Source organism: Paenibacillus sp. FSL W8-0186 (genome assembly GCF_037969765.1).
GTDB lineage: Bacteria > Bacillota > Bacilli > Paenibacillales > Paenibacillaceae > Fontibacillus > Fontibacillus woosongensis.
On record NZ_CP150207.1, the window covers coordinates 2,422,019 to 2,439,785 of the forward strand.

Annotated in this window: 15 protein-coding genes; 14 read left to right on the top strand and 1 reads right to left on the bottom strand. The window is 49.8% G+C overall.

Annotation, left to right across the window (positions count from 1 at the left end; translation table 11 throughout):
• Positions 1-178 precede the first annotated feature (178 nt).
• Positions 179-1,783, bottom strand: a complete 1,605-nt coding sequence (locus tag MKX50_RS10890) for a YifB family Mg chelatase-like AAA ATPase (protein ID WP_339159614.1) — start codon at positions 1,781-1,783, stop codon at positions 179-181.
• 516 nt (positions 1,784-2,299) lie between these two features.
• Here MKX50_RS10890 and sucC point away from each other — a divergent pair.
• From sucC to fliI, 14 genes are all read left to right on the top strand, one after another.
• On the top strand, positions 2,300-3,460 hold the full coding sequence (gene sucC, locus MKX50_RS10895; RefSeq protein WP_155610959.1) for an ADP-forming succinate--CoA ligase subunit beta: 1,161 nt from the start codon (positions 2,300-2,302) through the stop codon (positions 3,458-3,460).
• Between the two features lie 37 nt (positions 3,461-3,497).
• Positions 3,498-4,427 carry a succinate--CoA ligase subunit alpha gene (sucD, locus tag MKX50_RS10900; protein WP_213588632.1) on the top strand — a complete coding sequence of 310 codons (930 nt, stop codon included), beginning with the start codon at positions 3,498-3,500 and terminating at the stop codon, positions 4,425-4,427.
• A 115-nt stretch (positions 4,428-4,542) separates the two neighbouring features.
• Positions 4,543-5,631 carry a DNA-processing protein DprA gene (gene dprA / locus MKX50_RS10905; RefSeq protein WP_213588631.1) on the top strand — a complete coding sequence of 363 codons (1,089 nt, stop codon included), beginning with the start codon at positions 4,543-4,545 and terminating at the stop codon, positions 5,629-5,631.
• 91 nt (positions 5,632-5,722) lie between these two features.
• A complete protein-coding gene (topA, locus tag MKX50_RS10910) occupies positions 5,723-7,822 on the top strand; it encodes a type I DNA topoisomerase (protein WP_339159616.1) in 2,100 nt (699 codons plus the stop codon).
• Positions 7,823-7,869: 47 nt separating this feature from the next.
• Positions 7,870-9,195, top strand: coding sequence for a methylenetetrahydrofolate--tRNA-(uracil(54)-C(5))-methyltransferase (FADH(2)-oxidizing) TrmFO (gene trmFO, locus MKX50_RS10915; RefSeq protein WP_213588629.1), 1,326 nt, complete (start codon positions 7,870-7,872; stop codon positions 9,193-9,195).
• Positions 9,196-9,272: 77 nt separating this feature from the next.
• Positions 9,273-9,815 (top strand): ATP-dependent protease subunit HslV, encoded by a 543-nt coding sequence (gene hslV / locus MKX50_RS10920; protein ID WP_280530395.1) that lies wholly within the window; start codon positions 9,273-9,275, stop codon positions 9,813-9,815.
• A 122-nt stretch (positions 9,816-9,937) separates the two neighbouring features.
• A complete protein-coding gene (hslU, locus tag MKX50_RS10925; protein ID WP_213588628.1) occupies positions 9,938-11,344 on the top strand; it encodes an ATP-dependent protease ATPase subunit HslU in 1,407 nt (468 codons plus the stop codon).
• A gap of 399 nt (positions 11,345-11,743) precedes the next feature.
• Positions 11,744-12,151: a flagellar basal body rod protein FlgB gene (gene flgB, locus MKX50_RS10930; protein ID WP_213588627.1), complete on the top strand. Its 408-nt coding sequence runs from the start codon at positions 11,744-11,746 to the stop codon at positions 12,149-12,151.
• Positions 12,152-12,157: 6 nt separating this feature from the next.
• Entirely contained in the window at positions 12,158-12,607 is a 450-nt protein-coding gene (flgC, locus tag MKX50_RS10935) for a flagellar basal body rod protein FlgC (RefSeq protein WP_213588626.1), read from the top strand.
• 8 nt (positions 12,608-12,615) lie between these two features.
• Positions 12,616-12,954 (top strand): flagellar hook-basal body complex protein FliE, encoded by a 339-nt coding sequence (gene fliE, locus MKX50_RS10940; protein ID WP_213589407.1) that lies wholly within the window; start codon positions 12,616-12,618, stop codon positions 12,952-12,954.
• A 32-nt stretch (positions 12,955-12,986) separates the two neighbouring features.
• The gene (gene fliF / locus MKX50_RS10945) at positions 12,987-14,576 is read left to right on the top strand and encodes a flagellar basal-body MS-ring/collar protein FliF (protein ID WP_213588625.1); all 1,590 of its coding nucleotides are present in this window, start codon (positions 12,987-12,989) and stop codon (positions 14,574-14,576) included.
• Between the two features lie 23 nt (positions 14,577-14,599).
• Positions 14,600-15,604 carry a flagellar motor switch protein FliG gene (gene fliG / locus MKX50_RS10950; RefSeq protein ID WP_155611299.1) on the top strand — a complete coding sequence of 335 codons (1,005 nt, stop codon included), beginning with the start codon at positions 14,600-14,602 and terminating at the stop codon, positions 15,602-15,604.
• The gene (locus MKX50_RS10955; protein WP_213588624.1) at positions 15,597-16,442 is read left to right on the top strand and encodes a FliH/SctL family protein; all 846 of its coding nucleotides are present in this window, start codon (positions 15,597-15,599) and stop codon (positions 16,440-16,442) included. Before fliG ends, MKX50_RS10955 begins: the two co-directional genes overlap by 8 nt.
• Complete coding sequence (gene fliI, locus MKX50_RS10960; RefSeq protein WP_213588623.1) at positions 16,439-17,758, top strand: flagellar protein export ATPase FliI; 1,320 nt, start codon at positions 16,439-16,441, stop codon at positions 17,756-17,758. The genes MKX50_RS10955 and fliI overlap by 4 nt, the downstream gene beginning before the upstream one ends.
• The last annotated feature ends 9 nt before the right edge of the window (positions 17,759-17,767 follow it).

The window sequence follows — 17,767 nt, forward strand, 5'->3', positions numbered from 1 at the left end:
AAACCGCCTTTCGGGCCCCTTAAACATCTATGAAGCTAGAATGCATTAAACGGCAGTTTGCTTTGTCTTACAGAATGAAAACCATATAGCCTTGCTGTCACAGCATCGGTGGAGAGATCAGATTCCTCGAACCCTTCTGAAGACGGCAAGGCTATGTTTTATTTATAGATAAACCGATTTATCCATTCGCATCGGCGATTCTATGATCAAGCTGGCGGTACTGAATCGCTTCGGCAACATGACCTGCAGAAACGCAGTCTGCCCCTTCCAAATCCGCGATCGTGCGGGACAGCTTGATGATACGGTCGTAGGCGCGCATACTGAGGCCGATTGATTGAAAAGTAGCTTCCAGCAGCTGCGCTGCTTCCCGGTTCAACCGCGCATATTTCCGCAGCAGTTTGCCGCTTAGCTCGCTATTGCTGGAGATCTCCAGCCCTTTGTAACGCTGCTGCTGCAGCTCCTGTGCATTAAGCACTGCCTTTCTCATTTCATCCGAGCTAAGGGGCTGTTTATCGTTCAGCCAATTTGCCGGCAGTGGAACTTCAACATGCATGTCGATACGATCCAGCAGAGGACCGGAAATGCGCTCCCGGTATTGAGCTACCCGATAGGGGCTGCAGGTGCAGCGCGGGAGCGGCGGCTGGCCGCCAAAAAATCCGCACGGACAAGGATTTAGAGAAACCGCCAGCTGAAAACTTGCTGGGAAAGTGAAGGCGGCCCGGCTCCGGCTTATCGTAACTTTTCGTTCCTCCAGCGGCTGGCGCAGTACCTCCAGAGCATTGCGGGCAAACTCCGGCAGCTCGTCGAGAAACAGAACCCCGTGATGAGCCAGACTGACCTCCCCAGCCCGCGGGATGCCGCCGCCGCCGACGAGTCCCGCCGCCGAAATCGTATGATGAGGCGAGCGAAAAGGTCTGCTGCGTATTAGTGTGGATTCCGCTCCTTTGAATTTCCCTGCGGAGCTGTAGATTTTCGTCACTTCCAGCGCTTCATCTTGGCTTAACTCAGGGAGAATGGAGGGGAGACGGCGGATTAGCATCGTTTTGCCGGTGCCTGGCGGTCCGATGAGCATAATATTATGCTTTCCCGCGGCCGCAATCGTCATGGCCCGCTTAGCGTGCAGTTGTCCCAAGACATCGCTGTAGTCCTCCGTCAAGAGGCCCGGTGTATGGGACGGACGGCTTGTCTCGTTGCTGGAGCATTTTAAGTGGGCAAACGATGATATAACAAGCGGGCCTTCCTTCGTCTGGGCCGAAGGACTATGCGGTTTGGAGCGCCCATTTTCAGTAGGCGATAATTCGTTTAAATGTTTCAAGCCGTAAATGGAAATTCCGTCTAGCAGCATGGCTTCCTCCGTATTTTCCCAGGGAAGAAGCACGGCATCAAAGCCTTGCCGTTTGGCCAAGTCAACCATGGAAATGACGCCGGAGACGGGGCGAAGCAGGCCATCGAGAGAGAGCTCTCCGATCATGAGGAGCCGTTCGTTTGCAGGCAATACAACCTGCTTGCTCGCAGATAGTATGCCAAGCGCGATCGCTAGATCAAAAGCGGAGCCTTCTTTGCGCAGGTCGGCTGGCGCCAGATTGATCGTTACCCGCTGAAGGGGAAAGGCATAGCCGCAATTTTTGATCGCGGCTCTCACCCGTTCAACAGCCTCTCGCACAGCGGAGTCCGGCAGGCCTACAATCATCGTATGCGGAATGCCGTTCGACAAATCGACTTCGACCTCGATTAATCTTCCGTCTATCCCGTATAGACAGGCGCTATACAATTTACCGTACATAATAAACAAACACCCCTTTCTCTCATTGCGGCATTTGGCATGACATGCCTAAATGCAGTGTGGGAAAAGGGTGCTTCCTCAACTTTCCATCGTCGCATGACCGTATTTTAGAAGGAAACCCATGAAAAGTCAATCAATGAACGGTACAGCCATTCCATGGCTCTGGATCGCTATTAAAAAAGTTACATGCAGAAAATGGACTGAAACAAAACCGACTGCAGACCAATCTATCTCAATGTGATATATTTTATCGGAATAAAGTGAAAGAGAGAAATAGGACTCTATATGCCGAAAACCGTATTTTATCGGGGGTGAAGCAGAAAGGGGAAATCCAGCGCTTGTTCCCTTAAAAGAGGGGGTCCGAATATGATCCATATCAAAATTAGATCGAACCGATATAAAAAAGTTGTGTATAAAGAATGAATTTTTAAGGAAAGCGTTTTAAAAACATGGTACAATGTACTGGGTTTCATATGTTCACCTTAATTACCGCCTGTTGATAGGAGGATTCTACGAATGAATATCCATGAATATCAAGGAAAAGAAGTCCTGAAGCAATACGGGGTAGCCGTGCCGAAGGGACAAGTTGCCTTTACGGTGGATGAAGCCGTGAAAGCAGCGGAAGAACTGGGCAGCGGAGTCGTCGTGGTCAAAGCCCAAATTCACGCTGGAGGCCGGGGGAAGGCCGGTGGCGTCAAGGTTGCGAAGAATTTGGATGAAGTGCGGGCATATGCCGAAGAAATTCTCGGCAAGGTACTCGTAACACATCAGACGGGCCCTGAGGGCAAGGAAGTAAAACGCCTGTTGATCGAGCAAGGCTGCGACATTAAGAAGGAATATTATGTCGGCGTCGTTGTCGACCGGGCAACGGGGCGCGTCGTACTGATGGCTTCGGAAGAAGGCGGTACGGAAATTGAGGAGGTAGCTGCGGCTACGCCGGAGAAAATTTTTAAGGAAATCGTTGATCCAGCTATCGGCTTGCAGCCGTTCCAGGCTCGCAGACTGGCGTATGCTATTAATATTCCGAATGAGCTGGTGAACAAAGCGGCTCAATTCATGCTGGCGTTGTATGAAGCATTTGTGGATAAAGACTGCTCCATCGCAGAAATCAACCCGCTCGTTGTTACGGGCGACGGCCAAGTGATGGCGCTTGATGCCAAGCTGAACTTTGATTCCAACGCGTTGTTCCGCCAGAAGGATATTTTGGCGCTTCGCGATCTTGAAGAAGAAGATGAGAAGGAAATCGAAGCCTCGAAATACGATTTGAGCTATATCGCCCTGGATGGCAATATCGGCTGCATGGTCAATGGCGCAGGCCTGGCGATGGCGACGATGGATATTATTAAATATTACGGCGGCGATCCTGCCAACTTCCTCGACGTAGGGGGCGGCGCAACCGCAGAGAAAGTCACGGAAGCTTTCAAAATCATCTTGTCCGATGCGAAAGTCAAAGGTATTTTCGTCAATATTTTTGGCGGCATCATGAAATGCGATGTCATCGCTTCGGGAATCGTTGAAGCTGCGAAGCAAGTGGGGCTTAATCGTCCGCTTGTCGTCCGGCTGGAAGGAACGAACGTCGAGCTCGGGAAGAATATTTTGGCGAATTCGGGTCTTGCGATCGTCTCTGCCGATTCCATGGCCGACGGTGCTCAGAAGATCGTCGAACTAGTATCATAATCTAATCTTCCAATCCATATTAGAGGAGGCTCGAACGATGAGTATTTTGGTCGATAAAAATACAAAAGTGATTACACAGGGGATTACCGGAAAGACCGCCCTGTTCCATGCAAAAGGCGCCTTGGATTACGGTACGCAAATGGTTGGCGGCACTTCGCCAGGCAAGGGCGGAACGAAGGTGGATATCACGCTGGAGAACGGCGAAACGGTAAGCCTTCCGGTGTTCAATACCGTAAAGGAAGCAAAGGAAGCTACCGGGGCAACGGCAAGCGTTATTTATGTGCCGCCGGCGTTTGCTGCAGACTCGATCCTTGAAGCTGTCGAGGCGGAGATGGAGCTAGTAATTTGTATTACAGAAGGCATTCCTGTTCTCGATATGGTCAAGGTTTCCCGTTATATGGAAGGGAAGAAGACCGTCTTGATCGGGCCGAACTGTCCTGGCGTTATTACGCCTGGAGAGTGCAAAATCGGAATTATGCCGGGGTACATCCATATGCCGGGCCATGTCGGCGTAGTATCGCGAAGTGGAACGCTTACCTACGAAGCGGTTCACCAGCTGACTACCCGGGGTATTGGCCAGTCTTCGGCGGTAGGGATCGGGGGCGACCCTGTTAAAGGTTCGGAGTTCATCGATATTTTGCGCCGTTTTAATGAAGATGACAACACGCATGCTGTCATTATGATTGGAGAAATCGGCGGAACGGCCGAGGAAGAAGCAGCGGAGTGGATTCGCGACAATATGACGAAGCCGGTCGTCGGATTCATCGGCGGCGTAACGGCGCCTCCAGGGAAACGGATGGGTCATGCCGGCGCGATCATTTCCGGAGGGAAGGGAACGGCGAAGGAGAAGATTGCCAAGCTGGAGGAATGCGGCATCAAGGTCGCGCCTACACCTTCAGAAATGGGCTCTACGCTGGTAAGCGTGCTCGAAGAACGCGGCATTCTTAATCTTTGCACGACACATTAATAGATCTCTGTTATAATAATTGATAAGGTAAGCAACCTTCTTGGCCAGAACGGCTAGAGGGTTGCTTTTTTTGCTTTTTTTCGGTTAAACACTTATTTGACGGGAGGAGCAGGAATTGGACAAGCGGTCGATACTTATTGGGTTGCACGAAAGCGAGGGGCTCGGCTGGAAGCGGATTGAGCATATATTGAGCCGGGACGAAAATTGGGTCCATGCTTTGGATTTTACCGCCACGGATTGGGTGGAGCGGGGTCTTGGGGCGGAAATCGCCTTGAGGCTATCGAAGATGCTAACCAAAAGCTGGATCGAGGAAAGGCTTGAGCAGTTGAATCGCAAGGGGATAAGTACGCTGACGATCTTCGACCCTCTGTATCCCTTATTAATGAAGGAAAGCGTTCGGCCCCCCTGGGTTTTATATGGTATAGGGGATATGAAGCTGCTTGCCCTACCTTCCATAGCAGTGGTTGGCACTCGTCTTCCTACGGCTTATGGCCGGAAAGTTTGCACGGAGTTAACCACGGCGCTTTGCCGCCGGGGCATGGTTGTCGTTAGCGGGCTGGCCAAAGGGATTGACGGGTGTTGTCATGAGGCAGCGCTGCGCTCCGGAGGCAGGACGGTGGCCGTGCTCGGGACGGCGATAGATGTCATTTATCCCCCGGAAAATGCTTCTTTATACCAAATGATCGGTGAGCAGGGGCTGATTTTGTCAGAATATCCGGTCGGTACGCCAGGACATCCCGGATTATTTCCGCAGCGCAACCGAATTATTGCCGGATTAACGTATGGAACAGTTGTCGTGGAGGCGGATGTCCGCAGCGGCTCGTTAATTACGGCTGATGCCGCGCTGGAGGCCGGTCGCGACGTATTTGCCGTTCCAGGGCAGATCACCTCGCCCAAAAGCCGTGGAACGCTCGGCCTAATCCGACAAGGGGCTAAAATGGTTACCGATGCACAAGATATTTTAGAGGAATATGATGTCTTGCTGTCTAATTTAGAGGAAAAGGAGGAAGAAATCGGATCAAACGACGAGTTGACAGATGAGCAGCGCCGCATATACCATATGTTGGAGCAGGATATTTCTACATTTGATGAACTGCTGATGAAGACGGAATGGGAATTTGGACATTTACATTCAGTTCTGTTATCTTTAATCATGAAAAAAGCAGTAGTCCAACTGCCTGGTTCTGTTTATAAGGTAATATAGTCCATTCCTTGTTGAGAGTGGTTCATAAAATATGACTATATGACTTGTATAAAGCTTATTAGTTTGTAATGTTTGAGAGGAGGATGACCCTGTGGCGGATTCACTCGTCATCGTGGAATCGCCTGCCAAGGCGAAAACGATTGGCAAATACTTAGGCAGCAAATACATCGTGAAAGCTTCAATGGGACATGTTCGCGATTTGCCCAAGAGCCAAATTGGGGTTGAAGTAGAGAATGACTTCAGTCCAAAGTATATAACAATCCGTGGTAAGGGTTCTGTATTGAAGGAATTGAAGGATGCCAGTAAGAAGGTAAAGAAAATTTACCTCGCGGCTGACCCCGATCGCGAAGGGGAAGCGATAGCCTGGCACTTGGCTCATGCGCTCGATATGGATGAAACGGAAACCTGCCGTGTCGTATTCAATGAAATTACGAAGCAGGCGGTCAAGGATGCGTTCAAGACGCCGCGCAAAATCAATATGGATCTCGTAAATGCCCAGCAAGCACGGCGGATTCTCGATCGGCTCGTTGGCTACAAGATCAGTCCCTTGCTATGGAAGAAGGTTAAGAAAGGCCTGTCGGCGGGCAGAGTTCAATCGGTCGCCGTCAAAATTATCATGGACCGGGAGAACGAGATTTCCGCCTTCGTTCCGGAGGAATATTGGAGCATAACGGCCAAGCTCAAGACGGGAGAATCTTCGTTCGAAGCGAAGTTCCACCAGCTTCGCGGAGAGAAGCTGGAGCTGAACAATGAAGAACAGGTAAATGGTATTTTGAAATCGATCGAGGGTGCCGCATTTACGGTTTCAGAGGTGAAAGAGAGAGAGCGTCTCCGCCATCCAGCAGCTCCGTTTACGACGAGTTCTCTGCAGCAGGAAGCGGCCCGTAAGCTGAATTTCCGTGCGGCTAAGACGATGTCGGTTGCTCAGCAGCTGTACGAAGGGGTAGATTTGGGCAAAGAGGGGACCGTAGGTCTCATTACTTACATGCGTACCGACTCTACGCGGATCGCCGAGTCTGCGCAAACGGAAGCGAAGGAATATATTCTGGATAAATACGGCGAGAAATATGCGCCCGAAGCGCCAAGGCAGTATTCGAAGAAAGCGGCCGGTTCCCAGGACGCGCACGAGGCGATACGTCCTACCTCCGTGCTTCGCGACCCGGAATCCGTAAAGTCCTTTATGAGCCGCGACCAGTATCGTTTGTATAAATTGATTTGGGAACGCTTTATGGCGAGTCAGATGTCCTCTGCTGTACTGGATACTCTTTCCGTGGACATCGCTGCAGGAGACGTGACGTTCCGTGCTGTTGGCTCGAAAATCCGCTTTCACGGCTTTATGAAGGTGTATGTGGAAGGCAATGACGATGGAACGACCGATGATGATAAATATTTGCCTCCGCTTGCGGTTGGCGACCAGCTGCAAACCGAGGGAATTGAGCCAAAGCAGCATTTTACCCAGCCGCCGCCAAGATACACGGAAGCACGCTTGGTAAAAACACTCGAGGAGCTGGGGATCGGACGACCTAGTACGTACGCGCCTACCTTGGAGACGATCCAGAAGCGCGGTTATGTAGCGATAGAAGACAAGAAGTTCATGCCTACCGAACTCGGGGAACTCATCATTGAGCAGATGGAGCAGTTTTTTCCGGAAATTCTGGATGTGGAGTTTACCGCGCATATGGAAGAAGATCTCGATCATGTGGAGGAAGGTTCCGAGGATTGGGTCCGCGTATTGAGCGATTTCTATGAATCGTTTGAGAAGCGGCTCGAAGTCGCTGAAGAAGAAATGAAGGAAATCGAAATCGAAGATGAAGTTTCCGATGAAATTTGCGAGAAATGCGGCAAGCCGCTCGTATATAAATTGGGGCGTTTCGGCAAGTTCCTCGCTTGCTCCGGTTTCCCGGACTGCCGGAATACCAAGCCGATCATCAAGGACATCGGTGTGACGTGTCCGAAATGCAAAGAGGGCCATGTTGTGGAACGGCGAAGCAAGAAAGGAAGGATATTTTTCGGGTGTAACCGGTATCCAGAATGCGATTTTGTGTCCTGGGATAGACCATCCCCGAAGCCTTGCCCGAAATGCGGAGGGCTGCTCGTTGAGAAGCGCAACAAGCAAGGAGGCAAGCTGCAGTGCACGGCTTGCGATCATGTGGAGCCGATCGAGGAGAATGAAGATACCTCCGATGAATAGTCGACAACTAGAACAGGCCTACTGAAACACATTAGGGGGAAATTTGAGTGGAGCAATCAAAGAGAGTAACCGTTGTTGGAGCAGGGCTTGCCGGAAGCGAGGCCGCTTGGCAGCTCGCTAAGCGCGGCATCCCTGTTAGATTATATGAAATGCGTCCTGTCCAGAAGACGCCGGCTCACCATACCGATAAATTTGCTGAACTAGTTTGCAGCAATTCTTTGCGGGCCAACAGTCTGACTAATGCCGTAGGCGTCCTCAAAGAAGAGATGCGCATGCTGGATTCACTGGTCATTGGAGCGGCAGACCGCAATGCCGTTCCCGCGGGAGGCGCCTTGGCGGTTGACAGAGACGGCTTCTCAGGCGAGATTACCCGGACGCTGCGCGAACATCCGCTGGTCGAGGTTATTAATGAAGAAATACAGGAAATCCCGGAGGACGGAATCGTAATCATCGCCACGGGGCCGCTGACTTCTCCGGCGTTATCGGAGCAGATCAAGCGTTTGACCGGCGAGGATTATTTCTACTTCTACGATGCTGCTGCGCCGATCGTGGAGAAGGACTCCATTGATATGAACAAAGTCTACCTGGCTTCGCGTTATGATAAGGGAGAAGCGGCGTACTTGAATTGCCCGATGACGGAAGCGGAATTCGATGCGTTCTACGAAGCTCTTATTCACGCGGAAGTCGCCGAATTGAAAGAGTTCGAGAAGGAAATTTATTTCGATGGCTGCATGCCGATCGAAATTATGATGCGAAAGGGAAAGCAGACGGCTTTATTTGGGCCGATGAAGCCGGTGGGACTGGTGAATCCTCATGACGGCAAGCTCCCGCACGCGGTCGTTCAACTGCGCCAGGATAATGCGGCGGGAACGCTGTACAATTTGGTGGGATTTCAAACTCATTTGAAATGGGGAGAGCAAAAACGGGTATTCTCGATGATTCCAGGCTTGGAGAATGCTGAATTTGTCCGTTACGGCGTCATGCACCGCAATACATTTATTAACTCGCCAAAGCTGCTTGAGCCGACGTATCAGCTGAAAGAGCGGCCAAGGCTGTTCTTTGCGGGGCAGATGACCGGTGTAGAGGGGTATGTCGAGTCTGCGGCCTCAGGGCTGATTGCTGGGATTAATGCTGCATTGGCGGTAAATGAGCAGGACGGCATCGTGTTCCCTGAGAATACAACGTTAGGAAGCATGGCTAGATACATCACGACGGCTGACTTCAAGCATTTTCAGCCGATGAATGCCAATTTCGGTTTATTCCCGAAGCTGGACACCCGTTACCGTAAAAAGGCGGAGAAGAACGAAGCGCTTGCCCACCGGGCATTGGACAGTTTAAAGGCGTTCATTACTGATTCCCGCTTACAAGGCTGATTCTTAGGAAGTATCGTCCTGTATAGCGCATCATACAATGATATACGGGTACCCCTAAACAGAGGAGATGGATTGTAATGATTCCTACTTTTCATGCAACGACCATATGTGCTGTTCGCCACAATGGCCAAGGAGCTATTGCGGGTGACGGTCAGGTCACGTTTGGCGAAAGCGTCGTGATGAAGCAGACGGCCAAGAAGGTCCGCCGCCTGTACAGGGGTCAGGTTTTGGCCGGTTTTGCCGGCTCTGTGGCCGATGCCATTACTCTATTTGAAAAGTTTGAGGCCAAGCTGGAGGAGCATCACGGCAATCTTCAGCGCGCCGCGGTAGAGCTGGCGAAGGATTGGCGCCAGGATCGGGTGCTTCGCAAATTGGAAGCCCTGATGATCGTTATGGACAAAACAGGCATGCTCCTGATCTCCGGCGGGGGCGAAATCATTGAACCGGATGACGACGTCCTGGCGATCGGCTCAGGAGGCAATTTTGCTTTGTCTGCTGCCCGTGCGCTAAAGCGTCATGCGGCTCAATTGGAGGCGAAGGACATTGCGCGTGAATCGCTGCTGGTCGCTTCTGAAATCTGCGTGTATACGAATAATAATATAATTGTCGAAGAACTTTGATGTGCGCCTGTTTCCGTGCCAAGAAGCTATGCCGGGAACAGGCTGCCATCAGCTCTACTGTCCGGCCAACCGGACTTTTTTTCGTGGCGTAGTCAAAAATACCCTTCAAAAGGAGGATACTCATGACGAATTCTCAATTAACACCAAGACAAATCGTTTCTGAGCTGGATAAGTATATCGTGGGACAGAAGCAAGCGAAGAAATCTGTTGCAGTCGCTTTGCGCAACCGTTACCGCCGCAGTCTTCTCAGTGAAGAGGTGCAGGATGAAATCGTGCCTAAGAACATTTTGATGATCGGCCCCACAGGTGTCGGAAAGACAGAGATTGCCCGGCGGCTTGCGAAGCTGGTCGGGGCTCCTTTCATCAAAGTGGAGGCTACGAAGTTTACCGAGGTCGGGTATGTCGGCAGAGACGTAGAATCTATGGTTCGCGATTTGATTGAGACTGCGATTCGCACCGTGAAGCTGGAGCGTACCGAAAAAGTTAAAGATAGGGCTGAGGAACTAGCCAATGAAAGGCTGGTACAAATTCTTGTGCCTTCCAGCCATAAAGCCAAGAACAACCGGAATCCGTTTGAAATGCTGTTTGGAAACCAGCATGCGAGCGAGACACCGTCGGCGGAAGAGGCGCAGGAAGATAGCTCGCTAGCCGAGCGGCGGCGCCAGGTTCGAGCCAAGCTGGCTGCGGGACAAATGGAAGAGGATACGGTTGAGATTGAAGTGGAAGATACGGCGCCGAACATGCTGGATATGTTTGCTGGTCAAGGCAATGACCAGATGGGAATGAATATGCAGGAAATGTTCGGAAACTTCCTTCCGAAGCGTACGAAGAAGCGTAAGCTAACGGTCAAGGAGGCGCGTAAAGTGCTTACACAGGAGGAGGCGGGCAAACTCATTGACCACGACGACCTCGTCCAAGAGGCGGTTGCCCGTGCCGAACAGTCCGGGATTATTTTTATCGACGAGATTGATAAAGTAGCCAGCCGCGGAGGCGGCGGCTCAGGGCCGGATGTGTCCCGCGAAGGTGTGCAGAGGGATATTTTGCCGATCGTTGAAGGATCGACGGTGATGACTAAATATGGACCTGTAAAAACCGACTATATTTTGTTTATTGCTGCCGGCGCATTCCACGTGGCTAAACCGTCCGATCTGATCCCTGAGCTTCAGGGGAGATTCCCGATTCGGGTTGAACTGAACAGCTTGTCTCAAGAGGACTTCGTTTCGATTCTTACTGAGCCTAAAAATGCATTGACGAAGCAATACACCGAGCTGCTGCGCACGGAAGACATTGAAATAGATTTTTCCGCTGAGGCGATTGCTGAAATCGCTCAAATTGCCGCATCTGTCAATGCCAATACCGAGAATATCGGAGCAAGACGCCTGCATACCATTCTAGAAAAGCTGCTGGAGGATTTATCATTCGAGGCGCCAGAGCTTACACTTGAAAAAATGACGATCACTCCGGAGTATGTACGCGAGAAACTAGGCGATATTGCCCAGGATCGCGATCTCAGTCAATTTATTTTATAACTCCGGACATCTTCATAACCGCATAAGAAAGCCATTTGAGGCCGTTAGTCCCACGAAATTGGGGCAACGGCTTTTCTTCTTTTTCCGACAAGTATAATCGGCATAAGGTCATACTTAAAAATGTCGATTTTTCATAAAAATATTGAAAATTATTCAAAAAATGCATAATCAATCGTTAAAATCTGTAAAGATAGGGCTTTTTTCTTATTGTAATAATGTCGAATCTGCTTGAAACTTAGGATATATGACATTAAGCTGTTTTTTGACCAAATAGGACAATAGAAAGACTATCGAAACGGTTTATTGTCGAAAAAAAGAGGAATTTGCGAATATGTGTGGAATTAGTTGTGAGTCGAGAATTAAAATGAGGAAATTTAATCAATTAAGGGGGATAGGAAGATGCAGCTACTAAATGGCGTAGGCTTTCAAAGGCTCGAAAACGCGATTCAGGCTGCCAGTACTAGGCAGCAAGTGATAGCAGATAATATAGCGAACGTGGATACCCCTTATTTCAAGCGTTCGAACGTATCTTTCGAGACCTTGTTGCAGAATGAATTGAACGGCGGAATGCCTGCTCTCCGGGGAAATCGGACCGACTATAGGCACTTTGTCATAGGTTCGTCAGGGAATGTACCGGAGCCCAGAATCGTGGTCGATGACAGAACAGCAATGAACAACAACTTGAATAACGTGGACATCGATAGCGAGATGAGTTTGCTTGCGGAAAATAAACTTAGGTACGACACGTACATAGAACAGTTGAATTATCAAATCAAAATGAAGCGCGTGGCTACAGAAGGGAGATAATAAGCTTTGAAAATCAGCGACAGTTTCAATATTAGTTCTTCAGCACTAACAGCGCAGCGCCTTCGTATGGATGTTATCTCCTCCAATATCGCTAATGCCCGAACAACGCGCGCCAGCATGGAAAATGGCCAGCCGATCCCATATCGGCGGAAGACGGTTGTCATGGCACCCAACAAAACCGATTTTGGTACGACACTGGATTCGTTAATGGGCAAGAAACCCATTAGCCAGGGGGTAAAGATTACTCAAATCACGGAAGATCAAACGCCATTCAAGCCGGTATACGATCCGACGCATCCCGACGCTGACGGCGAAGGCTATGTCTACATGCCAAACGTAGATTTGATGAAGGAAATGGTAGACATGATTTCGGCCACGCGGTCGTACGAAGCCAACATCACCGCGCTGAACGCCAGTAAAGCCATGATTTCAAAGGCCTTGCAAATCGGTAAATAACCAGTCAAATTGAAGCAGTCAGGAGTTGGGAAGAATTGATCCAAAACAATATTAGTCTGAATACGATTCAAAGGTTAGAGGCCGCAACAGAACCGGTCAAACCAACAGTAACATCTCCTTCAGAAGCGATTAAAAATTTCAGTTCATATTTGACTGATGCTCTGAACGGAGTAGCCGCACAAGAAAACAATGTACAACGAGTCAATGAACAGTTTCTCCTTGGTCAAGCGAATGTTGATCAGGTCATGATCGCCTCAGAGCAAGCACTGTTAAGTTTGCAGCTCACTACGCAAGTACGGAACAAAGTGATCGAAGCTTATCAAGAGATTATGCGTACGCAAATTTAATGAAACTAGCAAGCTGTGGATGAGGTGACATTGTGAATGAGAGAATCGCCCAATACCGGGATCGATTAACCGGATATTGGAATAATTTCAGCAGTAAGCAAAAAACGCTATTATTATCGACGATAGCGATCATTTTATTGGCAGTAATATTGTTGACGATTCAGTTTTCTAAAACGGAATATGAAGTAGCCTTTACGAATTTGGATTCTACAGATGCTGCGGGCATCATGAATCACCTTGAATCAAGCGGTATTCCTTATAAATTAAGCGCGGATGGAACTAGCATTTCCGTGCCTAGCAAGGAAGCGTCTCGCGTGAAAGTAGACGTAGGGTCGCAGGGGATCGTGAAAAACGGCTCTATCGGCTGGGAAGCTTTTAACGAGAGTTCTTCCCTGATCGGTATGACGGACAATGAATTCAGCGTGAAGTACAGAAGCGCACTCAATGGTGAAGTGGAGCAGCTGTTGAAACGTATGAAGGGTGTACAAGATGCCAAGGTCCTGATTAACTTGCCGGAGGAAAATGTATTCGCCAGTCCGGAAGAACAGCAGAAGGCATCCGCTTCGATCGTCATCGGCTTCAAACCGGGATATCGTCCGAATCAGGAAGCGGTGGATGGATACTTCAACCTTGTGAAGACATCCATACCTAACCTGCCGATCGAGAATATTTCCATCTCCTCCAGTGATGACACCGTACTTTTGCCTACAGGGCAAGGAGGCAATCACGGTTCTCTTACGACCGCTGTGCAGGAGAATATGGCTCTACAGAAGAAGTTTGAAAGTGATGTAAGCCGAAGCGTTAAACAGTTTCTATCCAAGTTGACAGGGCCTGATAAAATCGAGGTTCTAGTAGCGTCAACGCTTAATTTCGATCAAATTATTGAGAAAAATAATCTTGTTACCCCCGTTGATACCGAAAATATGCGGGGAATTGAGATCAGTGCCCAAAGAATTCAGAAAAGCTATACCGGCCAAGGTCAAGGCAATCCGGATAGCGGAATTCCTGGCACCGGAACTGAAGACGTGCCGGGTTATCCTGCTGAAAGCAGCGGTACCGGCGTGAGCTCCGAAGAATCCTCTTCCACGATTAACTATGAGGTCAACCGTATAACCAAGGATATCGTAGCGAGTCCTTATGTTGTTAAAGATTTAACCATTAATGTAGCAGTTGAACCACCTGTTGGACAAGATTCTTTGGATCAAGCCACCCAGGATGCAATTGAGAACATATTAGCGAATATCGTCAGATCTTATCTTGCCGATTCAGGTACTACTTATACAGACGCTGAACTCCAGCAAAAAGTTGCTGTTTTCTCGCAAACTTTTCATGGATCGGAAGAAAAAGCTGCCGGCTTTGCCTTATCTAACCCATGGGTATGGGGAGGGGCGATCGCTGTTCTGTTAGTTGGAGCTGGGATTGGAGCGCTTGTGTTCCGTCGCCGTAAAAAAGAGGAAGAAGAGGAAGAAGAGCTGCCGCTGCCTTTACCTCCGGAATTCCCGTCGATCAACTTGGATACTATTACGAACGAAAGTCAAGTGCGTAAACAGCTCGAAACGCTGGCGAAGAAGAAGCCGGATGAATTTGTTAACCTGCTGCGCACCTGGCTGGCAGACGAGTAGAGGTGAACGTAGTGTCAAAAACGATGACTTCTGGTCTTACCGGAAAACAAAAGGCGGCAATTTTGCTGATAACGCTCGGTCCCGAGGTGTCAGCGCAAATATTCAAGCATTTACGTGATGATGAGATAGAGCAGTTGACGCTCGAAATCGCTAATGTCCGTAAAGTGGACAGCAGCGAAAAAGATATGATAATGGCAGAATTTCATCAGATTTGCCTTGCTCAAGAATATATCACGCAAGGGGGCATTAATTATGCCAAAGAAATTCTGGAGAAAGCATTGGGTTCCACCAAAGCCTTCGAAATCATTAATCGCTTGACGGCAACGCTTCAAGTCAGACCTTTTGATTTTGCCCGCAAGGCGGATCCTAATCAAATATTGAACTTTATCCAGAATGAGAATGCTCAGACGATTGCGCTCGTATTGTCATACCTGCAGTTTGAGCAAGCAGCAGCGATTCTTTCTTCGCTGCCGCAGGAGAAACAGGCGGATGTAGCCCGGAGAATCGCGATGATGGACAGCACTTCTCCAGAGGTTATTTCCCAAGTAGAACGGGTGCTGGAGCAGAAGCTATCGGCGACCGTAACGCAGGACTATACAAGTGCTGGCGGTATCGAATCGATCGTTCAAATTTTGAATGGGGTCGACCGCGGTACAGAGCGAACGATTTTGGATTCCCTTGAAATTCAGGATCCCGAGCTCGCAGAAGAGATCAAAAAGCGGATGTTCGTATTTGAAGATATCGTCAATATTGATAACCGTTCGATTCAGCGGATTATTCGCGACATCGAGAATTCCGATTTGCAGCTTGCGCTTAAAGTGGCCAGTGAGGAAGTGCGTGAAGCGGTATTCCGCAATATGTCCAAACGCATGTCGGATACTTTCAAGGAAGAAATGGAATATATGGGGCCTGTGCGGCTTCGTGATGTGGAAGAAGCTCAAACTCGTATTGTAGCAACGATCCGCAGATTGGAAGAAGCCGGAGAGATCATTATAGCCCGCGGCGGAGGAGATGACATCATTGTCTAATTTGATTAAGGTGTCCCAATATGTACCGGTCGACATTCTCAAACAATTGAATCTGGGGAAGGCGTACGAATCCCCCCAGGATCAACAATTAGATGATGACAATTCTGAGGCCCCGATTCAGACGGTTTCCGCTGAAGATATAGCGGCTGAAGAGGCAAGGCGGCAAATGCTCAGCGATGCCAAAGAATTCGCCGAACGGCAAATCCGGGAAGCCTCGGAGCAAGCGGAGAATATGCTTGCCGAAGCCAAGCTGCAGATCGAAGCATGGTGGCAGGAGCAAAGAGAGCAGGATGAACATTTGATCGAAGCCCTCAAATCGGAGGGGTTCAATCAAGGATATGAAGAAGGCAAGCAGCAGGCAGAGCAGTCGCTTAAGGCAACAATCGAGCAGATGATGAGCGAGGCGAGCGCCGTGCTGGAGCAGGCTTATTTGGAAAAAGAGCGGATTATTCAGGAAGCCGAACCGTTCGTTGTTGAACTGAGCTGCTCGATTGCGGAGAAAGTGATCGATAAGCAATTAGGCCTGGAACCGGACTACGTGCTGGATCTCGTCAAGAGAAGCTTGTCCAGAAAAAGAGAGCAGGGCGTAATCACGCTCTGCGTCTCGCCGGCTCAATTTGCTTTTGTTCAGGCGGCTCGTGAAGAACTCAGCCTAGTCATCGATTCGCAAGCTGAACTTCAGATTTTACCCGATGCGACAGTTCAGGACCGAGGCTGCGTGATTCGTTCCTCTTTCGGAAGTGTCGACGCTAGAATCGATACACAGCTTGTCGAAATCAAAAAGGAACTTCTGCGGATTTCACTTGATAATGAAGACTACCCGGGGACAAGCTCATGATGAAACTTGATGCAGCGAAATATATAGACCATCTAAGGCATATGGACCCGATACGAATTAATGGCAAAGTGACGCAAGTTATCGGATTGATGGTTGAATCCGAGGGACCGGACGCGAGCATCGGCGACCTTTGCTATATTTATCCGAGCAAATCCTCGGAGCCGCTTAGAGCCGAAGTCGTTGGTTTCCGGGACAATAAAGTACTGCTTATGCCTCTCGGGGAGCTGCAGTCGATCGGCCCGGGCTGTGACGTGGTTGGTACAGGGAAGCCTTTGACTGTGCAGGTCGGCTCAGAGCTGCTCGGGAAAGTGCTTGATGGACTTGGCGAACCGCTGGACGGCTCGTTGATCCCAGCGCGAATGGGTCACTATTCCACATATAACAAGCCGATGAATCCGCTGACCCGGCCTCGCGTCGCCCAGCCGATCAGCATTGGTGTTAGAGCCATCGACGGGTTGCTTACGATTGGCAAAGGACAGCGCGTCGGTATTTTTGCCGGCTCGGGGGTCGGTAAAAGTACGCTGATGGGCATGATCGCCCGCAACACCTCGGCTGATGTCAACGTGATTGCGCTTATCGGCGAACGTGGTCGCGAGGTTCTGGATTTTATTGAACGCGATCTCGGTCCGGAAGGCTTGGAGCGATCCGTCGTTATCGTTGCAACCTCCGACCAGCCGGCCTTGATTCGGATGAAGGGCGCTCTGATCGCTACGACCATTGCTGAATATTTCCGCGACCGCGGCCTGAATGTCATGCTGATGATGGATTCCGTAACCCGGTACGCCATGGCGCTGCGCGAGGTTGGACTCGCCGTAGGCGAGCCGCCTGCGATGAGAGGGTATACCCCGTCCGTATTCGCAGCTTTGCCGAAGCTTATGGAGCGCGCGGGAACGGGGCCGTCCGGTTCAATTACGGCATTCTATACCGTGCTTGTCGACGGGGATGATATGAACGAGCCTATCGCGGATGCGGTGAGGGGGATTTTGGACGGACATATCGTGCTTAATCGGAATATCGCAAACAAGGGCCATTTCCCTGCGATTGATATTTTGGCAAGCATCAGCCGCGTCATGAAGGATATCGTGCCGGAAGAGCAGAGCGAGGCAGCGGAGAATCTGAAAAGATTGCTGTCCGTGTACAGAGATTCTGAGGATCTGATTAACATCGGGGCATATCAGCAGGGTTCAAACGATGAAATTGACGAGGCCCTGGAATATATCGATAGCATTTGGAGTTTTACCAAGCAGAAGGTGAACGAGAAATCCACATTGTCTGAAGTACAGGAACGTTTAATTGCTGAATTTGCGAGGAGATGACGAGTAGAG

Excerpts from the sequence above, each read along its gene's own strand:
- sucC (WP_155610959.1), top strand. The coding sequence starts at position 2,300 with ATGAATATCCATGAATATCAAGGAAAAGAAGTCCTGAAGCAATACGGG.
- flgB (WP_213588627.1), top strand. The coding sequence starts at position 11,744 with ATGCAGCTACTAAATGGCGTAGGCTTTCAAAGGCTCGAAAACGCGATT.
- fliI (WP_213588623.1), top strand. The coding sequence starts at position 16,439 with ATGATGAAACTTGATGCAGCGAAATATATAGACCATCTAAGGCATATG.
- sucD (WP_213588632.1), top strand. The coding sequence starts at position 3,498 with ATGAGTATTTTGGTCGATAAAAATACAAAAGTGATTACACAGGGGATT.
- fliG (WP_155611299.1), top strand. The coding sequence starts at position 14,600 with ATGACTTCTGGTCTTACCGGAAAACAAAAGGCGGCAATTTTGCTGATA.
- hslV (WP_280530395.1), top strand. The coding sequence starts at position 9,273 with ATGATTCCTACTTTTCATGCAACGACCATATGTGCTGTTCGCCACAAT.
- MKX50_RS10890 (WP_339159614.1), bottom strand. The coding sequence starts at position 1,783 with ATGTACGGTAAATTGTATAGCGCCTGTCTATACGGGATAGACGGAAGA.
- hslU (WP_213588628.1), top strand. The coding sequence starts at position 9,938 with ATGACGAATTCTCAATTAACACCAAGACAAATCGTTTCTGAGCTGGAT.